This is a genomic window from Pseudomonas sp. lyk4-R2A-8, from assembly GCF_030209095.1.
Taxonomy (GTDB): Bacteria; Pseudomonadota; Gammaproteobacteria; order Pseudomonadales; family Pseudomonadaceae; genus Aquipseudomonas; species Aquipseudomonas quebecensis.
The window spans coordinates 1-19,837 of the sequence record NZ_JARVSS010000025.1 but is presented as its reverse complement, the minus strand read 5'-3'; the positions used below and the strand labels follow the sequence as shown (position 1 = coordinate 19,837).

Genomic DNA, 19,837 nt, shown 5'->3' with positions numbered 1-19,837 from the left:
CGGCTCATGAGTCTGGATGCACGGAAGCAACCATTTTTCAATAACAGCAGACCTGCTTGCCCGTTGCGAGGCGACTGGGTGAGCTTTCGCCTGGTCGATGAATTCGGAGTAGGAAGTGGCTATGGCGGGTTGCCCTTCATATTGCATGACAGCGCAGGGCAAAGATACGAAGGCAGACTTGACGCCGACGGATTCGTCAAACTGGAAGATATTTATTGCGGCCCCGTGGTTGTTGTTTTCGACGCTCTCTATACAGGCGTTGATCAGCTGTATCGGCGGTTAATGGCGCGAAGCAGCTATCCGTTGCCTATTACCGAACTTCAGTTTCGGGCGGAACACACTCGATTCGCCACACCTGGCGGTAGTCGCACTGACAATAATCCTGCTCGACAGCAGGCGAACAAGTTTTATCAAGTTGAGGTGCGCGATTTAGTTCGACATGTTGCTCATTTACCACCGCCGGCCCCTCGGGCGCATCATCCCCAACGGCATGCTCTGAAAATGTTGTCTGATCTGGGGTTTGGCGCGCCCCAGCCTCTTTTGTCCGGGATCGTATTATTTCCCAACAACTACACGGTGTTGGAAGTGCGCCCGCTGCGCGCTTTACGTCCAGTCCTCTCGAGCGACGACAGCTTTAGTGCTTTGAATCTGTATCAGTTGTCATTGATGGCCGCTTTGAGTTATTGCGATTTTGGTCAGGAACCGCCAGTAAAACCCGTAGATCAGGTCCACTTCCCTCTGAGTCCAAGTGTCGGCAATCTGTTTGCGGAACAGCTATCCAACTACGCAGAAGCATGGAAAATCGATCCAAACCAGATACAACGTTTTTACCCGCTGTATGAAGACGTTCCTTATTCCCGACGATTTGAGATTCTTCCTTTTGACCCGCAGTTGTATCCACAAAATCGTCCCGAGCTCGGCAAAGAGCAGCAGCACCCCGCAAGTTTGCACTTCTTTGATGACGAAAAATTTGGGACTGACACACAGGCTTTCATCACTCACCATGACGAGGTGATCTTGATTTCCGTGCGAGGGACGTTCAGTAATGCTGATGCGTTACGGGACGCAAATGCCCACCAGGTGCCTTTCGCGGATGGTATCGGTAAGGCGCACGAAGGTTTTTATCAGGCCTACCGGGCGATGCGCGACTTTGCGCTGAGCTACCTCAGCCAGTTTCATATGGAGCAGCGAATAGTTATTTGCGGACACAGCCTGGGCGGTGCAATTGCATTGCTGCTGGCGGAGGGCTTACGCCGTACTGCTGATCGTGACTACAACATCCTCCTCTACACCTACGGCGCCCCCCGCGCCGCCGATTCCGAATTCGTCGCCGGTGCTTCCGCCCTGGTCCATCACCGTATCGTCAACCACAACGACCCGGTCCCCAGTGTTCCGGCACCGTGGATGAACACCACCGCCAAGCTGTGGGTTCCCGGTGCGGTTACCGTGTTCAGCGCGCCTATCCCCGGGGGGCTGTTGTTCGCCACGGGGTTGGTGCGCGTGGGTGGCAATCCTTACCAGCACCACGGCGAGCAGCAACACTACATGCCGATCACGTTGGCCGATGGCACCCAGTCTTCGGTGCTATGGAAACCTGGTTGCGAGTCCATCCAGGAGGCTGGAGCCAACCGTGCACTGCAACTGCAGGGCGATACGCCCTTGCGTGAGAACTTCCTGAGGCAGTTGTTCCAGGCAAGCCAGCACTTTATGACTGCCAGTTACATCCCGGCCGCCTGGGCCACGCTACGGCGCTGGCAGCAGACCCTGGAGCACCAGAGCTCGCTGGTGACACACAGCGAATACGAACAACTGGATCGCGCGTTGGAAAGCATGCGCCAGCAATTGCGCGACAAGCGACGTGAGCTGGACCGTCGTCCCGCGCCGAATGGGCGCAGCCATGTACCTGAGCACTATCATCAGGCGTTGAATGCTGAGATCGATCGTTTGCATACCAGCCGCCGGCGCCTGGAAAGTCTGCGCTGGCGCCGCCTGGATGCGCGGGATGTGTACGGCAGCCACGCCCAGGCCGCGCACCTGCAACCCAGCCTCAAGCGCTGGTTCAGTCATCGCGAAAACCGCGAGACGCCACCGGCGGCGAGCATTCCACCCGCCACGTCCAGTGAGCGTGGGAAGGCGCAGCCACTGGATATCGACTCGATTGTCTGAACCGCCCGCTTACATGAACGCCACTTGCGCGGGCTGGCGTTTCATCAACACCTTGCCGTTGCGGATCGAATAGAGCGGCAGGCCCTGGCTGCGGATCACCTCGTAGTCGCTGTCTGCCGAGAGGATCAACAGGTTGGCCGGGCGCCCCGGCTCCAAGCCATAGCGCTCGCCCAAGCCCATCGCCTTGGCGCTATTGTCGGTGACCAGGTCGAGGGCGCTTTGCAGGTTGCGATAACCGAGCATATGGCAGATATGCAGACCGGCTTCCAGCACGCGCAGGATGTTGCCGTTGCCCAGGGGGTACCACGGGTCGACGATGGAGTCCTGGCCGAAGCACACGTTCATGCCGGCTTCCAGCAACTCGTTGACTCGCGTCACGCCACGACGCTTCGGGAAGCTGTCGAAGCGTCCTTGCAGGTGAATGCTCTCGGTAGGGCATGAGACAAAACTGATACCGGAATGCCCCAGCAGGCGGAACAGTTTGGCGCAGTAGGCATTGTCATAGGAACCCATCGCGGTGGTATGGCTGGCGGTGACGCGTGCGCCCATGTCGCGGCTGCGGGCTTCTTCGGCGAGCACTTCAAGGAAGCGCGAGTGGGGGTCATCGGTTTCGTCGCAATGCACATCCACCAGGCAGCCGCTGCGTTCGGCCAGGTCCATCAGGAATTTCACCGAACTCACGCCCTGATCGCGGGTGTATTCAAAATGCGGAATGCCGCCGACGACATCGGCGCCCATGCGGATGGCTTCCTCCATCAGTTCGCGGCCATTGCGGTAAGACTCGATGCCTTCCTGGGGAAAGGCCACGATCTGCAGATCGATCAGGTGCGCGCTTTCTTCGCGCACCTGCAGCATGGCCTTGAGCGCGGTGAGCTGCGGGTCGGTAACGTCGACGTGGGTGCGTACGTGCTGAATGCCGTGGGCGGCCAGGGCCTGGATGGTCTTTTGCGCGCGTGTGCGGGTGTCTTCCTGGGTGATCGTGGCTTTGCGTTCGCCCCAGCACTCAATGCCCTCGAACAGTGTGCCGCTCATGTTCCAGCGTGGCTCGCCGGCGGTCAGGGTGGCATCGAGGTGGATGTGCGGTTCGACGAAGGGTGGGATCACCAGGTTGCCGGCGGCGTCCAGGTCGTCGGGCCCCAGGGCCGGCACGCTGGTTTGTGCGGTGATGCTGGCGATCCGGCCGTTTTCCAGGTGCAGATCATGCAGGCCTTCACGGTGGCGCAGGCGAGCGTTGATGATGTGCATGGGCAAGTTCCTCTTGGCAAAAAATATCGGGCAGACTGCCGCCGGACTCTCGGGTCGACGTTCAGGCGGTCATGGCGGTTGGTCCGCGTCAGGCCGCGAGGCTCTGGCGCGGTGTCGCAGCGGGTTCTGCCGGTGAGGTTAGCATTCCTGTGAAAGCAGGTTCATGCCTGGGCGTCAGCCAGCGGCGCACGCACACGCAGGAGGGCGATCAATAGGATGTAGGTCAGCGATGCCGCACCAATTCCCACCAGCGGCGCGACCCACGGCGAATTGAACGCCAGCACGGTGCCCACCCCATAGGCCAGCAGCCCCGGCCAGTTGAACGCGGGCAGGCGTGCATCCGCCAGGCGCGGGTAATGACCGCGGTAGCGGTAGAAGAAGTCCGCCATGATCACACCGCCTATCGGTGGGATTACCGTGCCCAGCAGAATCAGGTACGGCACCAGCATGTCGTACATGCCCAGCAATGCCAGCAGGGTGCCGATCACCGCGCCGGCCAGGGTCACGGTCTTGCGGCGTCTGGTGCGCAGGAGGTTGCAGCCGGCCACGGCGAAGTTGTAGATGGTATTGTCCTGAGTGCTCCAGATATTGAGCAGCAGCATAGCCATTGCGGCCATGGCAAAGCCCTGCAGCAGCAACACTTCCACAACATCGGGCTGTTGATAGACGATCGCGCCATACGCCCCGATCAGCACCATCAGCCCATTGCCGATAAAGAAGCCGATCAGGCTGGCCAGCACCGCGACCTTGGCCGAGCGGGAAAACCGCGTCCAATTGGTGGCCTGGGTCGCGCCGCTGACAAAGGTGCCGAACACCAGGGTAATCGCCGTGGAAAGGTCCAGTTGGCCGGTCGGCTTCACGGCCAGCAGGCCATCCAACCCACCGATTTTCACCGTAGCCACCCACATCGACAGCACCAGCAGGATGCCCATGGCCGGCACCGCGATGTAGGACAGAATCTCCAGCCCGCGATAGCCCACGTAGGCCGTGGCGCAGAACACCAGCCCGAACAGCACCATCAACCCCAGCACGCTGCCCTGGCTCAGTTCGAAATATTTACCGAGCACCACGGCGGCGGTGGCGGTGCCCCAGGCGTACCAGCCGATCTGGGTAAACCCGAGGATCAGGTCGCTGAGCTTGCTGCCCACCTCGCCAAAGCAGAAGCGTCCCATCAACACCGAGTTCAAGCCGCTTTTAAAGGCGATATAGCCCAGGCCTGCGGCGTAAATACCCAACAGCAGGTTACCCAAGGCCACGACGCCGAGCATCCCGGTGAAGCTGAACGCCACCCCCAGTTTGCCGCCGGCAAACATGGTCGCGGTAAAAAAGGTAAAGCCCAGCAGCACCATGGCGGTGGACGCCAAGCCTTTACGTGCATGCATCGGGACTTCGCTCAAGGGGTAATCGTTTCCCGGTTCGTGCTGCGTCATGTGCCTTGCTCCCTGAATGAGTGACGCAGGCCTGCTGCACCACGCGTGCCAAACGGGCAGCAGTGCGTAAATCGAGGCAGGAACGGAGCAAAACAGGCGGTTCGCGATGCCCTTGAGGGACGAAAGCGGTGCAGCAGTGACACAAAATAGATCAGCCGGACGGCCCTGTGACGAGGGAGCGGGTGTCCTCGCCACAGTGTGTGTTTACTGGCGGTTATTCACCGCGATAGATGCAGCCGCTGGTGCAGGTTTCGTGGATACGAATCGCGCTCAGCTCCGGCAGCAGCGGTTTGAGTTCAGTCCAGATCCATTTGGCCAGCACTTCGCTGGTGGGGTTTTCCAGGCCGGGAATGTCGTTGAGGTAATTGTGGTCGAGGCGTTCGTAGAGCGGCTTGAAAATCGCCTTGATCTCCGAGAAATCGCGAATCCAGCCGGTGTGGGGATCCAGGTCGCCGCTCAGGTGGATCGCCACCTTGAATGAATGCCCATGCAGGCGCCCGCATTTATGGCCGTCCGGTACGTGCGGCAGGCGGTGGGCGGATTCGAATGTAAATTCCTTAAAGATTTCCACAGTATTTTCAGCTCGGTCAGGTATCTGGCAGCCGGCGAGTTTAACAGCTTGCTCCCTCGCCGCGCATACCGCTCGGTCAAAGCGCCTGCAGGCGCTCGCCTAGCCCACCGTTATCGGCCAATTGCAGAAACTCATCCCCCAGCCGCCGGCTCTCGCTCATTGCGGCCTGCCAGTACTTGTTGCGACTCGGATCGTCGCCCATGAAACGCTTGAAGTCGCTGCGATCCGGCAGTTTGCCGTGGGGCAGGCGCGCCAGATACTCCCTGGAGGGCGCGAGCAGCAACACATCCTGCAAGCCTTGCGGATTGCTGCGCCGCCAGGGCAGACCTTTGTCGAACCAGCCGGGGATGACCCGATCGGTGAAGTGCGGGTACAGCACGATGTCGTCGCCGTGGTAGGGCAGGTCGAGGTGGTAGTCCAACAGGCCGCCGTCGCGGTAGGTACCCTGGCCGGCGCCGGGGAGGTCGCGCACGCCTTGCATCACCATCGGGATCGAGCCGGATGCCAGCAATGCCTGGCGCAGGTTGCCCACGTCCAGGTCGAGAAAGCGCGACGCAAAGTCCTTGAGCGGATGCACCGGCGGCGGCTGGCGCGGGTCGTGGACGATCAGACGTTCGAAGTGCCGCGCCAGCCGCGCGCGGCCGCGCAGGTTGTCGGCAATCACCGACGAAAGGCCCAATCCCAGGCGCCCGCGATGGTCATCGGCGAGCAGCCCATGGGTCTTGACCACCATGATGTTGAGCCGGTAATCGGGGTTGTCCAGCACCCGCGCATCGCGCCCGGCCAGTAGATCGTCGAGCATGCGCACGCAGCTCTGGCTCACCTGGGCCATGGTCACGCCCTTGGCGAAACGTTGCTCGTTGTACAGGCGGCCGAGGTCCAGCAGACCTTGCACCGGGTCCGGCAGGCAGGCGCTGGCGAAGCGCCAGGAACCAATCGACGCACCGATCAGCGCGCGTTGCCGTGGTGCGCGGGGCAGCCAGTCGCCGAACAGCGCCAGGTCAAGGCCCTGGATGCCCAAGGCCTTGGGCCCGCCGGCCGCGCCTGGGAGTATGCCGACATCCGCAGGTGCAAGGCCCCGCTCACGAATGCGCGACAGGGCGCGTTTGCCGGCCTTGAGGGTCAGCGCGGGGAATTTGATATGGATGGCTGTCATACCGATCTCTGGTCAAGCAAGGTGTAGGCGCACATGCGCTCGCGAAAAGTGTTAACCATACCGCGTGAATCCTGAATAAACACCGTTGTTTGTGGCGCCGGCTCGGAATTGCCATGGTGGCAATTCAGTTTCAATTAAGTTGCGACGGCTACCGTGACCGACGTAGGAAAACATCGTGTTACGGAGACTCATCATGAAGAGCCTCACAGCTTTATTCGCCGTCGGTATGATCGCCTGCATGGCGAACCAGGCCGGCGCCGTGGATCCCGACAAACCACTGACTGTGCCCGCCACTGTTACAATCGTCGCTTTTGATCAACTGGAAGCTGCGGCGCTGGCCCTGCACCCCGGTTCGACGTTGCTGGACACCGACCTGGACGAGGAATACGGCAAATACCTGTATCAAGTCGAACTGGAAGATGCCCACGGCGTTGAATGGGACATTGAATTGGACGCGCTCACCGGGCAGGTTCTCAAGAATCATCAGGATACGTAATGAAGGTAAATTTACGCGCCGGCGGCCGATGGGCGCTGGTGCTCATGGTGTTCTGCTCAGGCCTGGCGGCGCGCGACCTCAACCAGGATGAAGCCCTGGCGCTGCGCCAGCAGGGGGTGATCCTGCCGCTGGAGCAATTGCTGCAGCAGGCCATGGCGCGACATCCCGGCTCGCGTCTGCTGGAAGCCGAACTTGAAAAGAAACACGGGCAATATGCTTATGAAGTGGAGCTGGTAACCACCGATGGCGTCGTGCGCGAAATCAAGCTGGACGCCACCAGCGGCGTGCTGATCAAAGACGAGGAAGACTGATGCGCCTGCTCCTGGTGGAAGACAACGTACCCCTGGCCGACGAACTGCTGGCCGGCCTGCAGCGGCAGGGCTATGCCGTCGATTGGCTGGCCGACGGGCGCGACGCCGTGTATCAGGGCCGCAGCGAACCTTACGACCTGATCATTCTCGACCTTGGCCTGCCCGGCCTGCCGGGGCTCGAGGTGCTGGCGCAATGGCGCGCGGCGGCACTGGCCACCCCGGTGCTGGTGCTGACCGCCCGTGATTCCTGGGCCGAGCGTATCGAAGGGCTCAAGGCCGGTGCCGACGATTACCTGAGCAAACCCTTTCACCCCGAAGAGTTGCACCTGCGCATTCAGGCGTTGCTGCGCCGCTCCCACGGCCAGGCCAACCAACCCACCCTGCACGCCGCCGGCCTGCACCTGGACGAAGGGCGCCAGTGCGTACTGCGCGACGGCGACGAAATCCAGCTGACTGCCGCCGAGTTCCGCCTGCTGCGTTATTTCATGTTGCACCCTGAGCAAATCCTGTCCAAAAGCCATCTGGCCGAGCATCTGTATGACGGCGAAACCGAGCGCGACTCCAACGTACTGGAAGTGCACGTCAATCACCTGCGTCGCAAGTTGGGCCGCAGCGTGATCGAAACCCGACGGGGCCAGGGCTATCGGTTTGGCGCCGGCGCGGCATGAAGTCGATTCAACGACGCCTGAGCCTGGGGCTGGTCAGCGTGATGGTGATCGTCGGGGTAGTGCTGGCGCAAACCAGCCTGTGGTTGTTCGAAGCCGGGCTGCAACGTTACCTGGAGGCGGGCTTGCGCAATGACGCTGAGAACCTGCTGGTGGCGTTGGTGCGTGGGCCCAATGGCGTACAACTGGACGAACACCGTCTGTCGCCGGCCTATCAGCGGCCATTTTCCGGGCATTATTTCCGTATCGATTTCGTCGACACCCATTGGCGCTCCCGCTCCTTGTGGGATCAGGAACTGCCGCGCCTGTCCGAGGCCGGTCTGAAAGGCAATCTGCAACTGGGGCCTGAAGGCCAGCAATTGCTGGTCCTGCGCTCGGACTACAAGCGCTTCGGTCATTCGATCTCTATCAGTGTGGCGCAGGACTACACACCCGTGCGCGAAAGCTTTCGCATGATGCGTCGGATCGGTCTGGTGCTGGGGCTGGCGGCGTTACTGCTGGTGCTGGCGCTGCAGCGCATCACCGTGCGCCGCGCCCTGCGCCCGCTGGAAACCGCGCGCAACCAGATCGCCCAATTGCAGCAGGGCCAACGCTCGCAGCTCGACACCCAGGTGCCGCTCGAACTGGAACCGCTGGTGGCGCAGATCAACCACCTGCTGGCCCACACCGAAGACAGCCTCAAACGCTCGCGCAATGCCCTGGGCAATCTCGGCCATGCCTTGAAAACCCCGTTGGCGGTGTTGCTGAGCGCGGCGTCCAGCGAGGCGCTCAAGGACCGCCCCGAGCTGAGCCAACTGCTGCGCGACCAGTTGGAGCACGTGCAACAACGCCTCAACCGTGAACTCAACCGCGCGCGCCTGGCCGGTGAAACCCTGCCGGGCGCCTTGTTCGATTGTGAACAGGAACTGCCGGGTCTGCTCGCCACCCTCAATATGATCCATGGCGAACACCTGGACCTCAGCTACCGCACACCTTCCGGTCTGCATTTGCCATGGGATCGCGAAGACCTGCTGGAATTGCTCGGCAACCTGCTGGACAACGCCTGCAAATGGGCGGATGCCGAGGTGCGCCTGACCATCAGCGAAACGCATACACATTACCTGCTGGCGGTGGAAGACGACGGCCCCGGCATTCCCGAAGCCCAGCGCGACCAGGTATTGAGCCGTGGCGCGCGTCTGGATGAACAGGTCGACGGTCACGGCCTGGGATTGGGCATCGTGCGCGATATCGTCGAGGTGTGGGGCGGCGTGTTGCAGCTGCAGCAGAGCGAGTGGGGCGGTTTGAAGGCGCTGATCGAATTACCCAAACGCCATGCGTGACGCATGGCGATCGGGAGTACGCCTCGTTGAAAGGTCTTCAACCTTCACACCCGGAACTGATCCATCAACCCCTGCTGCTGATTGGCCAGACTGTTCAACGCCTGGCTCACCCGCGCCGATTCATTGGCCTGCTCCGACAGCGACTCGGTCACATCGCGAATGGTCGCCACGTTGTTGTTGATCTCCTCGGCCACCGCGCTTTGCTCTTCGGCGGCACTGGCGATCTGCAGGTTCATGTCGCTGATCACGGTGACCGCGTCGCCGATCTGGCGCAGCGCGGTAACGGCCTGGCCGACCTGTTCGACACTGCCCTGGGCCTGGCGATAGCTGTTGCCCATGGCGCCCACTACGTCGGTGGTGCCGCTCTGCAGGTGTTCGATCACCAGGCGGGTTTCTTCCACCGATTCCTGGGTGCGTTGCGCCAGGTTGCGCACTTCGTCGGCTACCACGGCAAAGCCACGGCCGGCCTCACCGGCACGGGCGGCTTCAATCGCAGCGTTAAGCGCCAGCAGGTTGGTCTGCTCGGCGATGCCGCGGATCACCTCCAGCACCGAACCGATTTTTTCGCTGTTGGCTGAAAGGCCTTCGACCCGCGTCATGGCCGTGCTCATGTCTGCCGCCAATTGGTCGATATTGGCGGTGGTGCGGTCGATCACGGTGAGGCCGGCGCGGGTGGCCCGGTCGGCATCGCGCGCGGCCTGGGCCGCCTGTGCCGCGCTGCGGGCCACGTCCTGGGCGGTGGCGCTCATTTCATGGGAGGCGGTGGCCACCTGGTCGACCTGGCGATACTGCTGCTCCATGCCGGCGCTGGTCTGGGTGGCGATCGCGGCGGATTGGTCGGCGGTGCCACGGGCGTCCTGCACCGAGCGTTTGACCTCGGCGATGATCGGCTGCAGTTTGTCGAGGAAGCGGTTGAACCAGCCGGCCAGTTGGCCCAGTTCATCGCGTTTGTCATAGGCCAGGCGTCGCGTCAGGTCGCCTTCGCCGCTGGCGATGTCTTCGAGCATGCGCGCAACGTCCAGGATCGGCCGGGTCACGCTGCGGGCCATCAACCACACCAGGATCAGGCCGATCACCGCCGCGAGCAGGCCCAGGCTCAGTTCCAGCAGGGTGCCACGGGTGTTGTGCGCGTCCATCTGCGCCTTGAGGGCTTCGGCGGGGCCTACCAGGACTTTTTCCGGTACTTCAAGCAACACCCCCCACGGTTTGCCGCCGGGGATCGGCGCAAACGGCGCCAGTACCTTCAGCTGATGCTCGGTGCGCAGGCTGCTGATGCCCGTGCTGCCGGCCAGGGCACCGATCAGCTGCGCGCCGCTGTTGCGGTCGACCTGGTCCAGGCGCTGGCTGAGTTTGCCGGCGTCCGCGCTGTGCCCGGCGAGCAAGCCGGTGGGGCTGAGGATGCTGACCTGGGTCTGGCCGTCGTACAGCTTGTGGCTGGCCTGTTGGCTCACGGCCTGCAGACTGTTGAGGTTGATGTCCACCGACAGCGACGCGATGACCTTACCGTTGACCATCAGCGGGAACACGATGCTGGTCATCAGCACGTTCTGCCCGTTGATCACATAAAAATAGGGTTCGATCACGCACGGCTTGAGGGTGGTGCGCGGGCAGGTGAACCAGGCGTTGGCCTTTTCACCGCTGGGGCCGACGGCGGTGTCGGTCATGTCGCTTTCCGGCAGCGCCATCGAGGTCAACTGGCCGGGCGTCGGCTGCGACCAGTACAGGGCAAAGCGGCCCTTGTCGTTGCTGCCCAGCTCGGCTTGGCTCGCGAACAGTTCGTCCTTGCCGTCCAGCGCATTGGCTTCGAATACCAGCGAAAGGCCCAGCAGGTCCGGGTTGGCCTGCAACGCGGCCTTGACCTGGCGGGTCAGGTCTTCGCGGGTGTCGAAGGCGTCCAGAAAGCGTTTTTCGGCCTGTTCGCGCAAGAACAGTACCTGGCGGGCAAAGCCATGACCATATTGGTAGGCGTCCATGAACTGCCGGCGAATCCCCAGCGCCTGCACCTCACCCTGGGCTTCGATACGCGCCTGGGCGGCTTCGTCGAGCATTTGCATGCTGGACGCTTTGACCTGCTCGGAATTCTGCGCCATGCGGTACAGCGACAACCCCACCAGCAGGCTCACGATTCCCAGCAGGCAGAGGCCGGCGAGCAGGGTGATTTTCCATTGAATGGAGAGTTGTCTAAGCGACATCGGACATCCTTACCTGAAAACACGAAGAGCCTGTTTATCGGCGGCTCTGACGGTTTCTTTATTCAAACGGTCAATTTAAATCTGCCGGGAGCGCCCGTGCCTTCGCATCGGTTTTTGACATGCGGCCGCGCCTGCTGCAAAGTGCCCGCCCTCTAATAAGACCTCCTTGAAGCCTGCACGCCGGCCGCCCTTCCAATGGGCCGCCGGGGCGCGGGCATGCCTGTTTTTCTGTTTCTGCTTGAGGTAACCATGATTAACGCAGTCATCGCCGCGGTCGGCACCATGCTGGTGCTCAGCCTGTCCCGCGTGCATGTGGTCATCGCCATCATCGTCGGCGCGGTGGTGGGCGGTCTCACCGGCGGCCTGGGCATCGAGGCCACCCTCAGCGCTTTCAACGGCGGCTTGGGCGGCGGCGCGACGGTGGCGTTGTCCTACGCCTTGCTCGGTGCGTTCGCGGTGGCAATCGCCAAGTCCGGCCTGGCCCATGCTCTGGCGGACAAGGCGCTGCTGCTGGTGGACCGTCAGGAAGCCACTGGCGGCAGTCACGTCAAATGGTTGCTGATCGGCCTGCTGTGGGTGGTGGCGATTGCGTCGCAGAACATCCTGCCGATCCACATTGCGTTTATCCCGCTGCTGGTGCCGCCACTGTTGTACGTGTTGACCAAGCTGCAGCTGGACCGCCGCTTGATCGCCTGTGTGATGACCTTCGGTCTGATCACGCCGTACATGTTCCTGCCGGTGGGCTTCGGCAATATCTTTCTCAACCAGATCCTGCTGGCCAACGTAGCCAAGAGTGGGGTGGATATCAGCCAGGTCAACGTGACCCACGCCATGAGTCTGCCGGCGCTGGGCATGGTGGTCGGCCTGCTGGTCGCGGTATTTATCAGCTACCGCAAAAAACGCGTGTACGACCTGGAAAAAATCGAGCGGGTCGAGCAGGTGGCGGTGCAGTACAACCCGCTGACCCTGCTGGTGGCCGGTGTGGCGATTGCCTCGGCGTTTATCATTCAGTTGTGGCTGGACTCGATGATCATCGGCGCACTGGCCGGGTTCCTGATCTTCTCGGCTTCGGGCATCGTGCGCTGGCGCGAGACCGATGACCTGTTCACCGAAGGCATGAAGATGATGGCCATGATCGGCTTCATCATGATCGCCGCCTCAGGGTTCGCCGAAGTGCTCAAGGCCACCGGCGATGTGCGTTCGCTGGTGGAAACGTCGGCTGCGTTCATCGGCCACAGCCGTGGGGTCGGTGCGCTGTTGATGTTGCTGGTGGGGCTGCTGGTGACCATGGGCATCGGCTCGTCGTTTTCCACGGTGCCGATCCTGGCCGCCATCTTCGTGCCGCTGTGCGTGCAACTGGGCTTCAGCCCAATGGCCATCGTGTGCATCGTCGGCACGGCGGGGGCGTTGGGGGATGCCGGTTCGCCCGCGTCGGATTCCACCCTCGGCCCGACCTCCGGCCTGAATATCGACGGCCAGCACCACCACATCTGGGACACCGTGGTTCCCACGTTCCTGCACTACAACATCCCGTTGCTGGCGTTTGGCTGGCTGGCGGCGATGACTCTTTGACCCTGTAACTGTAGGAACGGGCGCGCTCGCTCCTACAGATAGTTTTCCATCGGCCGATACGCTCTCAAGTCGCCCAATAAGAGAGAAAAGCCATGCGTCTGAGCCTGAAGGCCAAAGTCCTGTCCCTTGCCGTCGTGCCGGTGTTGCTGTTCGCGGTGGTCATCAGCCTCACCACGGTGTGGATCCTCCAGGGCCAGGCGCGCAGTGAGGTGGATGAAACCCGCCAGCGCCTGCTCAATAACGCCAAAGCCACCCTGCAAAGTTATGTGGAAGTGGCCATGAGTACCATCAAGCCGCTCTACGATGCCGCCGCGCCCGGCGATACGGCGGCGCGGGCCGAGGTGGTCAAGCTGCTGTCCAACACCAGCTATGGCAAGGACGGTTATTTCTTCGGCTACGACTCCGAAACCATCCGCCTGTTCAAAGGCAACAGCCCCGACGGCGTGGGCAAGAGCTTCAAGGACAACCGCGACCCCAACGGCGTCTATGTCAATCGCGACCTGGTCAAGGTCGGCAAGGACGGCAGCCATTACCTGCAATACAGCTCGACCCAGCCGGGGCAGACCGAACTGGTGCCCAAGCTCGGCTACACCGAGTACCTGCCCAAGTGGGACATGGTCATCGGCACCTCGGTCAACCTCGACGGCATCGAAGCCCAGGTGGCGGTGGTCGAGGCCAAGGTCGAGAAGCGCATGGAAGGCGTGCTGCTGAGCATCCTCGGCGTGGCGGTGGTGGTGTTGCTGGTGATTGCCGCCGTGGGCATGGTGCTGGCCAATACGATTCTGCGCCCGCTGCATTTGATGAAAGCCAACCTCGACGATATCGCCGCAGGCGAGGGCGACCTGACCCGACGCCTGGCCATCACCAGCCAGGACGAACTGGGCGAGTTGGCCGGCGCGTTCAATCGGTTTGTCGACAAGATCCACGGCCTGGTGCGCCAGATCACTGAAATGACCGCGCAGCTCACCGGTCTGGTCAGTCAGGTGTCCGACCAGGCCCAGCGTTCGGAGCAGGCCATGGAGCGTCAGCGTCACGAGACAGATCAGGTTGCCACCGCCATCAATCAAATGTCGTCCGCCGCCCAGGAAGTGGCGCGCAGCGCCCAGGGCGCCTCGGTGGCCGCGCAGCAGACCGACGCCGAAGGTCAGGCGGCCAAACGCGTGGTAGACGGCAGCATCGTGCAGATCCACGCGTTGGTGAACGATATCCGCAGCAGCGGCGTGTCCCTCGACAGCCTGCAACAGGACGTGACGTCGATTGTCAGCGTGTTGAGCGTCATCCGCTCGATCGCCGAGCAGACCAACCTGCTGGCCCTCAACGCTGCCATCGAAGCCGCGCGGGCCGGGGAGGCCGGCCGTGGTTTCGCGGTGGTGGCCGACGAAGTGCGCGCCCTGGCCAGCCGCACCCAGACCAGCACCCAGGAAATCCAGGGCATGATCGACCGCCTGCAAACCGGCACCGAGGCGGCCGTGCAAGCCATGCGCCGCTCCAGCGACGCCGGCGACGGCACCTCGGCCCAGGCCAACCAGGCCGGCACATCGCTGGATACCATGGCCCAGTTGATCGCCACCATCAATTCAATGAACGCCCAGATCGCCAGCGCCGCCGAAGAACAGACCGCCGTGGCCGAAGAGATCAACCGCAGCGTGCATCAGATTGCCTCGGCGGTGGACAGCGTGGCCGATGAGACCCAACGGGGCGCCCAGACTTCGCGCAGTCTGGCGGAGCTGGGCCAACGCCTGGGGCAACTGGTCGGCCAGTTCAGGATCTGATCAGACGTCGCGCATCAACAAGCCAAAGCGCAGGTCTATCTCAACGGGCAGCGGTAGATACACCGTATGCCCGTCCCCCGGCGCCACGTCGATGGCTTCGTCCTTGGCGTTGCGCAGGCCGGCCAGATCGAAGTGAAAATTGCCGGTGGGCGTCATCAATTCCAAGTGATTGCCCACGGCGAAGCGGTTCTTCACCTTGACCTCGGCCAATTCGCCCCGGCGCTCGCCGGTCAGCTCACCGACAAACTGCTGGCGCTCGGAGACCGAGCTGCCGTTCTGGTAGTTCTGGTATTCGTCGTGGACGTGGCGGCGCAGGAAACCTTCGGTGTAGCCGCGCTGGGCCAAGGACTCGAGGTCCGTCAGCAGGTTGCGGTCGAACGCGCGACCGGCCACCGCATCGTCGATGGCGCGGCGATACACCTGGGTGGTGCGCGCGCAGTAGAAGTGCGACTTGGTGCGGCCTTCGATCTTCAGCGAGTGCACGCCCATATGGGCCAGGCGCTCCACGTGCTGCACGGCGCGCAGGTCCTTGGCGTTCATGATGTAGGTGCCGTGTTCGTCCTCGAAGGCGGGCATCTGTTCGTCGGGGCGGTTGGCTTCCTGCAACAGGAACACCTGATCGGTGGGCGCGCCGATACCCAGGGTCGGTTCCGGCGCGTATTGCTGGACGATCTCGCCGTTGGCGTTTTCCACCGCCGGGGTGGCCTGGTATTTCCAGCGGCAGGCGTTGGTGCAGGTGCCCTGGTTGGCGTCGCGCTTGTTCATATAGCCCGAGAGCAGACAGCGCCCGGAATACGCCATGCACAAGGCGCCGTGTACAAACACTTCCAGCTCCATGGCCGGCACGTGCTCGCGGATTTCGCCGATCTCTTCCAGTGACAATTCCCGCGACAGGATCACCCGGCAGATCCCTTGCTGCTGCCAGAACTCGACACTGGCCCAGTTCACTGTATTGGCCTGCACCGACAGATGAATCGGCATCTGCGGGAAGTGCCGGCGCACCAGCATGATCAGTCCCGGATCGGACATGATCAGCGCATCCGGGCCCATGGCGATCACCGGCGCCAGGTCCTTGAGAAAGGTTTTGAGCTTGGCGTTGTGCGGCGCAATGTTCACCACCACATAAAAGCGCTTGCCCTGGGCGTGCGCTTCCTGGATGCCCAGGGCCAGGTTGGCGTGGTCGAACTCGTTATTGCGCACCCGCAGGCTGTAGCGCGGTTGCCCGGCGTACACCGCATCGGCGCCGTAGGCAAAGGCGTAGCGCATGTTTTTCAGGGTGCCGGCGGGGGCGAGCAGTTCGGGGGCGATAACAGTGGGCATGGCGTAGGGTCGCAAAAAGGCGCGAGGGTAGTGCAGGGCGGATGAGGGCTTATTGACCCAGGTCATTTTTGTATCGCTGTGTATCTCCAGGCGCTGTGGATACGTACCGAGGGGCGCGCGGCGATTTTCGACACAGGCGCGATACCTGCGGCGCTTTTAATCGGTTCCAACGAGGCACACCGCCTCGCTTCGACCCGAACCTGGAGCCTATCGCCATGAACCACAGCAAAGCCCTCTACGCCGCTTGCCTGTTCGCCGCCCTCAACCTCTGCACGCTGTCGGCGCGCGCGCAAGCCAGTGCCAACGAGCAGACCTACACCTACGGCACGCATCTGGACATCCGCAAAGTGCTGTCGATCACCGAAGACGCCGGGCCGTCCTGCGGCGTGGTGGGCGCGCGGATGACCTACCTCGACTCACACGGCACCGAACAGGTTCTGAACTACCAGAAAGTGTCCGACACCTGCATCGGCGACAACTGAGTTCGCCACGCGCGACCCGAGGTGAACATCATGCTATTGATCGCATTCCTGGGCGGCGTCCTGACCGTCCTCAGTCCTTGTATCCTGCCGGTGGTGCCGTTTCTGTTCGCCGGTGTCGACCGCACCCGCCGCTCAATCCTGCTGACCCTCGGCGGCATGGCGCTGACCTTTGCGCTGATCGCCAGCCTGGCGGTGGTCAGCAGCGAGTGGGTGGTACGCGCCAACGCCACCGGACGGCAGGTGGCGTTGATCGTGATGGTGCTGTTTGCGCTGTCGTTGATCAGCGCGCGGATCGGTGGCTGGCTGGCGCGCCCGTTCGTGCTGCTGGGTAACCGCATCGCTCCCGACGGCCGCGCGCTGTCGGGGCCGCTCAAGTCCCTGCTGATCGGCGTCGCCACGGGCCTGTTGTGGGCGCCGTGCGCCGGGCCGATCCTCGGGGTGATCCTCACCGGTGCGATGCTGCAGGGCGCCAATGCGCAGACCAGCCTGTTGCTGCTGGCCTATGGCATGGGCAGCGCTCTGTCCCTGGGCACATTGATCTTCGCCGGGCGCGGCCTGATGAACCGGCTCAAGGCGTCGGTTCCGCTGACCGGTTGGCTGCGTCGGGGTGCCGGGGTGGCGGTATTGGCGGCGGCGGCGGTGATTTCCACCGGTGCCGACCGAACCCTGCTGGCTGGCACCTCGTCCGAGGGCGTCAGCCGCCTGGAGAGCGGGGTGCTGGAAAACGTGCCCAAGGTGGTGGATTACCTGGTCAGCAAGGTCAAGGCGGCGCCGCTGGCCGCGAACGACCAGGGTGCGATGCCGTCGCTGTCCGGTGCCGTTGAATGGCTCAACTCGCCGCCGCTGACCCCGCAGGCGCTCAAAGGCAAAGTGGTGCTGGTGGATTTCTGGACGTATGACTGCATCAACTGCCAGCACACCCTGCCGTATGTCAAAGCATGGGCTGAGAAGTACGCCAAGGATGGATTGGTGGTGATCGGCGTGCACACCCCGGAATACGGGTACGAGCGCATCATCGACAACGTCAAGGCCCAGGTGCGCAGATTGGGCATCACCTACCCGGTGGCCATCGACAATAACTACGCGATCTGGCGCAATTTCGACAATCAGTATTGGCCTGCCCGTTACCTGATCGATGCCAAGGGGCGCATACGCGGCAGCCACTTCGGCGAAGGTCGCTACGAGGCCCAGGAGCGGATGATCCGGGCATTGTTGGACGAGGCCAAGGCAGACGATTCGCACCCGTGAACAGGGCGGTTTACCGGTGTGCGATAAATAAGGGCACTCCCAGGTTTTGCAGCGGACTAAGCAACAGGGCCTACACAGGCCCGTTGCTTTTCTGACATGGACCGGACATGAACCAAACCACCCTGCAATTCAAAACCCTGTTGTTACTGCTGGTCCTGGTGACCGTCGCCTTTATCTGGATATTGCTGCCGTTTTACGGCGCGGTGTTCTGGGCGGTGATCCTCGGCATCATCTTTGCGCCCATGCAGCGCCGCGTGCAGCTCAAGTTTGGCTGGAACCGCAATCTCACGTCCCTGACCACCTTGACCGCATGCCTGGTCATCGCGATTTTGCCGGTGATTATCACCAGTGCGTTGCTGGTACAGGAGGGCGCCACGCTGTACAAGAACATCGAAAGCGGCAAGCTGGATGTGGCCGGCTACATCGAACAGTTCAAGAACTTCCTGCCGCCGTATTTCCAGCACCTGCTGGATCGCTTTGGCATGGGCAACCTGGAAGGGCTGCGCGAGAAAATCGTCAAGAGCGCGATGCAGGGCAGTCAGTTCTTTGCCACCCAGGCGTTCAGTTTCGGCCAGGGCACGTTTGATTTCCTGGTGAGCTTTTTCATCATGCTGTATCTGCTGTTTTTCTTTTTGCGCGATGGCCCGGAGCTGGTGCGCAAGGTGCGCACGGCGGTGCCGTTGGCCGAACCGCAAAAGCGTCGCCTGCAGCTCAAGTTCAACCGCGTGGTGCGCGCCACGGTCAAGGGCAACGTGCTGGTGGCGGTGACCCAGGGCGCGTTGGGCGGGTTGATTTTCTGGTTTCTGGATATCCCCAGCGCGTTGCTCTGGGCGGTGCTGATGGCGTTCCTGTCTCTGTTGCCGGCGGTGGGCGCGGGCATCGTGTGGGGGCCGGTGGCGGCGTATTTCCTGCTGAGCGGGGCGATCTGGCAGGGCGTGGTGCTGGGCCTGTTCGGCGTATTCGTGATCGGCCTGGTAGACAACGTGCTGCGCCCGATCCTGGTGGGCAAGGACACCAAGATGCCCGACTACCTGATCCTGATCTCGACCCTGGGCGGCTTGTCGGTGTTCGGCCTGAACGGGTTTGTGATCGGGCCGCTGGTGGCGGCGCTGTTCATGTCGAGTTGGGCGCTGTTTGTCGAGAGCAAGCCGCGGGTCAAGTTGCCGTTGCCGTAAACCGGCCGCTTCACGCTTGCAATTGGTAGGTGGTGGCTTGCAACTGGTGTTCGGCGGCTTTCAACGAGGTGAGCGGGCCGGTAATGGGCTCGCCTTCGCGTACCAGGTACCAGCAAGCCAGCACACCCGAGGCGCGCAGAGGGGCGGGGACGGCACTGCCGATGACGGACATGATCTGAACACTGGGCATAAGGACCTCCAATCGTGGTAGGGGTCACCTTACGGGCCATGGCGGCTGAGGAAAAATCAACTGGCTCGATAGTCAACATCGATGCCAGGCGTCAGTCCACCACTTGATCGAGCATGCTCACCACTTCCTGCTCGTTGAGCAGACCCTTGCGCACCAGGTTTTCCGCGAGCAGGGCAAGGAACTTCGCGCTGCGGTGGCCTTCGAGGTGCTTGAGTTCGGTCAGGGCGCTGTACACCTTGCTGGAGGTGCAGAGGCCGGCGGTGCGGTGCGGGTTTTGCGTGGGCATGGTCAATCGTCCTTATTGTTATTGGGTGGACAGGCTCGATAGTGAGAGGGTTGTGTGACGCAAACATGACAGCGCGAGCCCCGTTCGGGCAAGTAGACATTGGTGTCAATCATGTGTGAATACGCGCCCGGCATTGTCCCCATAGCGACCTTGAAGCGATGAAACCGGACGTCGTCGCAAAAAAAAGGTTCTTCACGGAATCCCGGGAAACATAGAAACAAGAACGCCGATTTGATGGATG

General features: G+C 62.2%; 17 protein-coding genes and 2 pseudogenes. 10 read left to right on the top strand and 9 right to left on the bottom strand.

The genetic code is table 11. The features are described from left to right. The first annotated feature begins 6 nt into the window (after positions 1 to 6). Positions 7 to 2,166, top strand: a complete 2,160-nt coding sequence (locus tag QRN10_RS21235; RefSeq protein WP_285429072.1) for a lipase family protein — start codon at positions 7 to 9, stop codon at positions 2,164 to 2,166. 9 nt (positions 2,167 to 2,175) lie between these two features. On the opposite strand, the gene codA is transcribed toward QRN10_RS21235, so the two are convergent. From codA to QRN10_RS21215, 4 genes are all read right to left on the bottom strand, one after another. Continuing rightward, a complete protein-coding gene (gene codA / locus QRN10_RS21230; protein WP_253506388.1) occupies positions 2,176 to 3,411 on the bottom strand; it encodes a cytosine deaminase in 1,236 nt (411 codons plus the stop codon). Between the two features lie 161 nt (positions 3,412 to 3,572). After that, positions 3,573 to 4,841: a cytosine permease gene (gene codB / locus QRN10_RS21225; RefSeq protein WP_181081376.1), complete on the bottom strand. Its 1,269-nt coding sequence runs from the start codon at positions 4,839 to 4,841 to the stop codon at positions 3,573 to 3,575. 214 nt (positions 4,842 to 5,055) lie between these two features. Beyond that, the gene (queD, locus tag QRN10_RS21220) at positions 5,056 to 5,412 is read right to left on the bottom strand and encodes a 6-carboxytetrahydropterin synthase QueD (RefSeq protein WP_017736453.1); all 357 of its coding nucleotides are present in this window, start codon (positions 5,410 to 5,412) and stop codon (positions 5,056 to 5,058) included. Positions 5,413 to 5,488: 76 nt separating this feature from the next. Then, positions 5,489 to 6,568, bottom strand: coding sequence for a patatin-like phospholipase domain-containing protein (locus QRN10_RS21215; protein WP_285429070.1), 1,080 nt, complete (start codon positions 6,566 to 6,568; stop codon positions 5,489 to 5,491). Between the two features lie 193 nt (positions 6,569 to 6,761). On the opposite strand from QRN10_RS21215, the gene QRN10_RS21210 reads away from it, so the two are divergent. From QRN10_RS21210 to QRN10_RS21195, 4 genes are read left to right on the top strand one after another with little or no spacing between them, the layout of a single operon-like run. Next, positions 6,762 to 7,064, top strand: a complete 303-nt coding sequence (locus tag QRN10_RS21210) for a PepSY domain-containing protein (protein WP_253506397.1) — start codon at positions 6,762 to 6,764, stop codon at positions 7,062 to 7,064. Beyond that, positions 7,064 to 7,375 (top strand): PepSY domain-containing protein, encoded by a 312-nt coding sequence (locus QRN10_RS21205; RefSeq protein ID WP_181081380.1) that lies wholly within the window; start codon positions 7,064 to 7,066, stop codon positions 7,373 to 7,375. The genes QRN10_RS21210 and QRN10_RS21205 overlap by 1 nt, the downstream gene beginning before the upstream one ends. Beyond that, positions 7,375 to 8,043: a response regulator transcription factor gene (locus QRN10_RS21200; protein ID WP_181081381.1), complete on the top strand. Its 669-nt coding sequence runs from the start codon at positions 7,375 to 7,377 to the stop codon at positions 8,041 to 8,043. Before QRN10_RS21205 ends, QRN10_RS21200 begins: the two co-directional genes overlap by 1 nt. Beyond that, entirely contained in the window at positions 8,040 to 9,359 is a 1,320-nt protein-coding gene (locus tag QRN10_RS21195; protein WP_285429069.1) for a sensor histidine kinase, read from the top strand. Before QRN10_RS21200 ends, QRN10_RS21195 begins: the two co-directional genes overlap by 4 nt. 44 nt (positions 9,360 to 9,403) lie before the next feature. On the opposite strand, the pseudogene QRN10_RS25400 reads toward QRN10_RS21195, so the two are convergent. Next, a pseudogene (locus QRN10_RS25400) lies at positions 9,404 to 9,988 on the bottom strand (methyl-accepting chemotaxis protein); the annotation flags it as partial. Between the two features lie 273 nt (positions 9,989 to 10,261). Then, positions 10,262 to 11,332, bottom strand: a pseudogene (locus QRN10_RS25395) (PDC sensor domain-containing protein); the annotation flags it as partial. A 471-nt stretch (positions 11,333 to 11,803) separates the two neighbouring features. On the opposite strand from QRN10_RS25395, the gene QRN10_RS21185 reads away from it, so the two are divergent. Beyond that, on the top strand, positions 11,804 to 13,123 hold the full coding sequence (locus QRN10_RS21185) for a Na+/H+ antiporter family protein (RefSeq protein ID WP_181081413.1): 1,320 nt from the start codon (positions 11,804 to 11,806) through the stop codon (positions 13,121 to 13,123). Between the two features lie 92 nt (positions 13,124 to 13,215). Next, positions 13,216 to 14,895, top strand: coding sequence for a methyl-accepting chemotaxis protein CtpM (ctpM, locus tag QRN10_RS21180; RefSeq protein WP_285429067.1), 1,680 nt, complete (start codon positions 13,216 to 13,218; stop codon positions 14,893 to 14,895). Here ctpM and trhP read toward each other — a convergent pair whose 3' ends face one another. After that, positions 14,896 to 16,215 (bottom strand): prephenate-dependent tRNA uridine(34) hydroxylase TrhP, encoded by a 1,320-nt coding sequence (gene trhP / locus QRN10_RS21175; protein ID WP_285429066.1) that lies wholly within the window; start codon positions 16,213 to 16,215, stop codon positions 14,896 to 14,898. It abuts the gene before it with no gap. A gap of 215 nt (positions 16,216 to 16,430) precedes the next feature. Between trhP and QRN10_RS21170 the strand changes: the two genes are divergently transcribed. From QRN10_RS21170 to QRN10_RS21160, 3 genes are all read left to right on the top strand, one after another. Then, complete coding sequence (locus tag QRN10_RS21170) at positions 16,431 to 16,697, top strand: DUF2790 domain-containing protein (RefSeq protein ID WP_266248768.1); 267 nt, start codon at positions 16,431 to 16,433, stop codon at positions 16,695 to 16,697. A 30-nt stretch (positions 16,698 to 16,727) separates the two neighbouring features. Next, positions 16,728 to 17,945, top strand: a complete 1,218-nt coding sequence (locus tag QRN10_RS21165; protein ID WP_285429065.1) for a cytochrome c biogenesis protein DipZ — start codon at positions 16,728 to 16,730, stop codon at positions 17,943 to 17,945. A gap of 107 nt (positions 17,946 to 18,052) precedes the next feature. Next, positions 18,053 to 19,120: an AI-2E family transporter gene (locus QRN10_RS21160; RefSeq protein WP_253506411.1), complete on the top strand. Its 1,068-nt coding sequence runs from the start codon at positions 18,053 to 18,055 to the stop codon at positions 19,118 to 19,120. A gap of 10 nt (positions 19,121 to 19,130) precedes the next feature. Here QRN10_RS21160 and QRN10_RS21155 read toward each other — a convergent pair whose 3' ends face one another. Together QRN10_RS21155 and QRN10_RS21150 are read right to left on the bottom strand one after the other, a co-directional pair. Next, positions 19,131 to 19,310, bottom strand: a complete 180-nt coding sequence (locus tag QRN10_RS21155; RefSeq protein ID WP_181081389.1) for a hypothetical protein — start codon at positions 19,308 to 19,310, stop codon at positions 19,131 to 19,133. Positions 19,311 to 19,401: 91 nt separating this feature from the next. Beyond that, complete coding sequence (locus QRN10_RS21150; RefSeq protein WP_003173044.1) at positions 19,402 to 19,596, bottom strand: hypothetical protein; 195 nt, start codon at positions 19,594 to 19,596, stop codon at positions 19,402 to 19,404. Between the last annotated feature and the right edge of the window lie 241 nt (positions 19,597 to 19,837).

Excerpts from the sequence above, each read along its gene's own strand:
- QRN10_RS21210 (WP_253506397.1), top strand. The coding sequence starts at position 6,762 with ATGAAGAGCCTCACAGCTTTATTCGCCGTCGGTATGATCGCCTGCATG.
- QRN10_RS21215 (WP_285429070.1), bottom strand. The coding sequence starts at position 6,568 with ATGACAGCCATCCATATCAAATTCCCCGCGCTGACCCTCAAGGCCGGC.
- codB (WP_181081376.1), bottom strand. The coding sequence starts at position 4,841 with ATGACGCAGCACGAACCGGGAAACGATTACCCCTTGAGCGAAGTCCCG.
- QRN10_RS21165 (WP_285429065.1), top strand. The coding sequence starts at position 16,728 with ATGCTATTGATCGCATTCCTGGGCGGCGTCCTGACCGTCCTCAGTCCT.
- QRN10_RS21200 (WP_181081381.1), top strand. The coding sequence starts at position 7,375 with ATGCGCCTGCTCCTGGTGGAAGACAACGTACCCCTGGCCGACGAACTG.
- QRN10_RS21150 (WP_003173044.1), bottom strand. The coding sequence starts at position 19,596 with ATGCCCACGCAAAACCCGCACCGCACCGCCGGCCTCTGCACCTCCAGC.
- QRN10_RS21160 (WP_253506411.1), top strand. The coding sequence starts at position 18,053 with ATGAACCAAACCACCCTGCAATTCAAAACCCTGTTGTTACTGCTGGTC.
- QRN10_RS21170 (WP_266248768.1), top strand. The coding sequence starts at position 16,431 with ATGAACCACAGCAAAGCCCTCTACGCCGCTTGCCTGTTCGCCGCCCTC.
- codA (WP_253506388.1), bottom strand. The coding sequence starts at position 3,411 with ATGCACATCATCAACGCTCGCCTGCGCCACCGTGAAGGCCTGCATGAT.
- QRN10_RS21155 (WP_181081389.1), bottom strand. The coding sequence starts at position 19,310 with ATGCCCAGTGTTCAGATCATGTCCGTCATCGGCAGTGCCGTCCCCGCC.
- QRN10_RS21205 (WP_181081380.1), top strand. The coding sequence starts at position 7,064 with ATGAAGGTAAATTTACGCGCCGGCGGCCGATGGGCGCTGGTGCTCATG.
- QRN10_RS21195 (WP_285429069.1), top strand. The coding sequence starts at position 8,040 with ATGAAGTCGATTCAACGACGCCTGAGCCTGGGGCTGGTCAGCGTGATG.
- QRN10_RS21235 (WP_285429072.1), top strand. The coding sequence starts at position 7 with ATGAGTCTGGATGCACGGAAGCAACCATTTTTCAATAACAGCAGACCT.
- trhP (WP_285429066.1), bottom strand. The coding sequence starts at position 16,215 with ATGCCCACTGTTATCGCCCCCGAACTGCTCGCCCCCGCCGGCACCCTG.
- ctpM (WP_285429067.1), top strand. The coding sequence starts at position 13,216 with ATGCGTCTGAGCCTGAAGGCCAAAGTCCTGTCCCTTGCCGTCGTGCCG.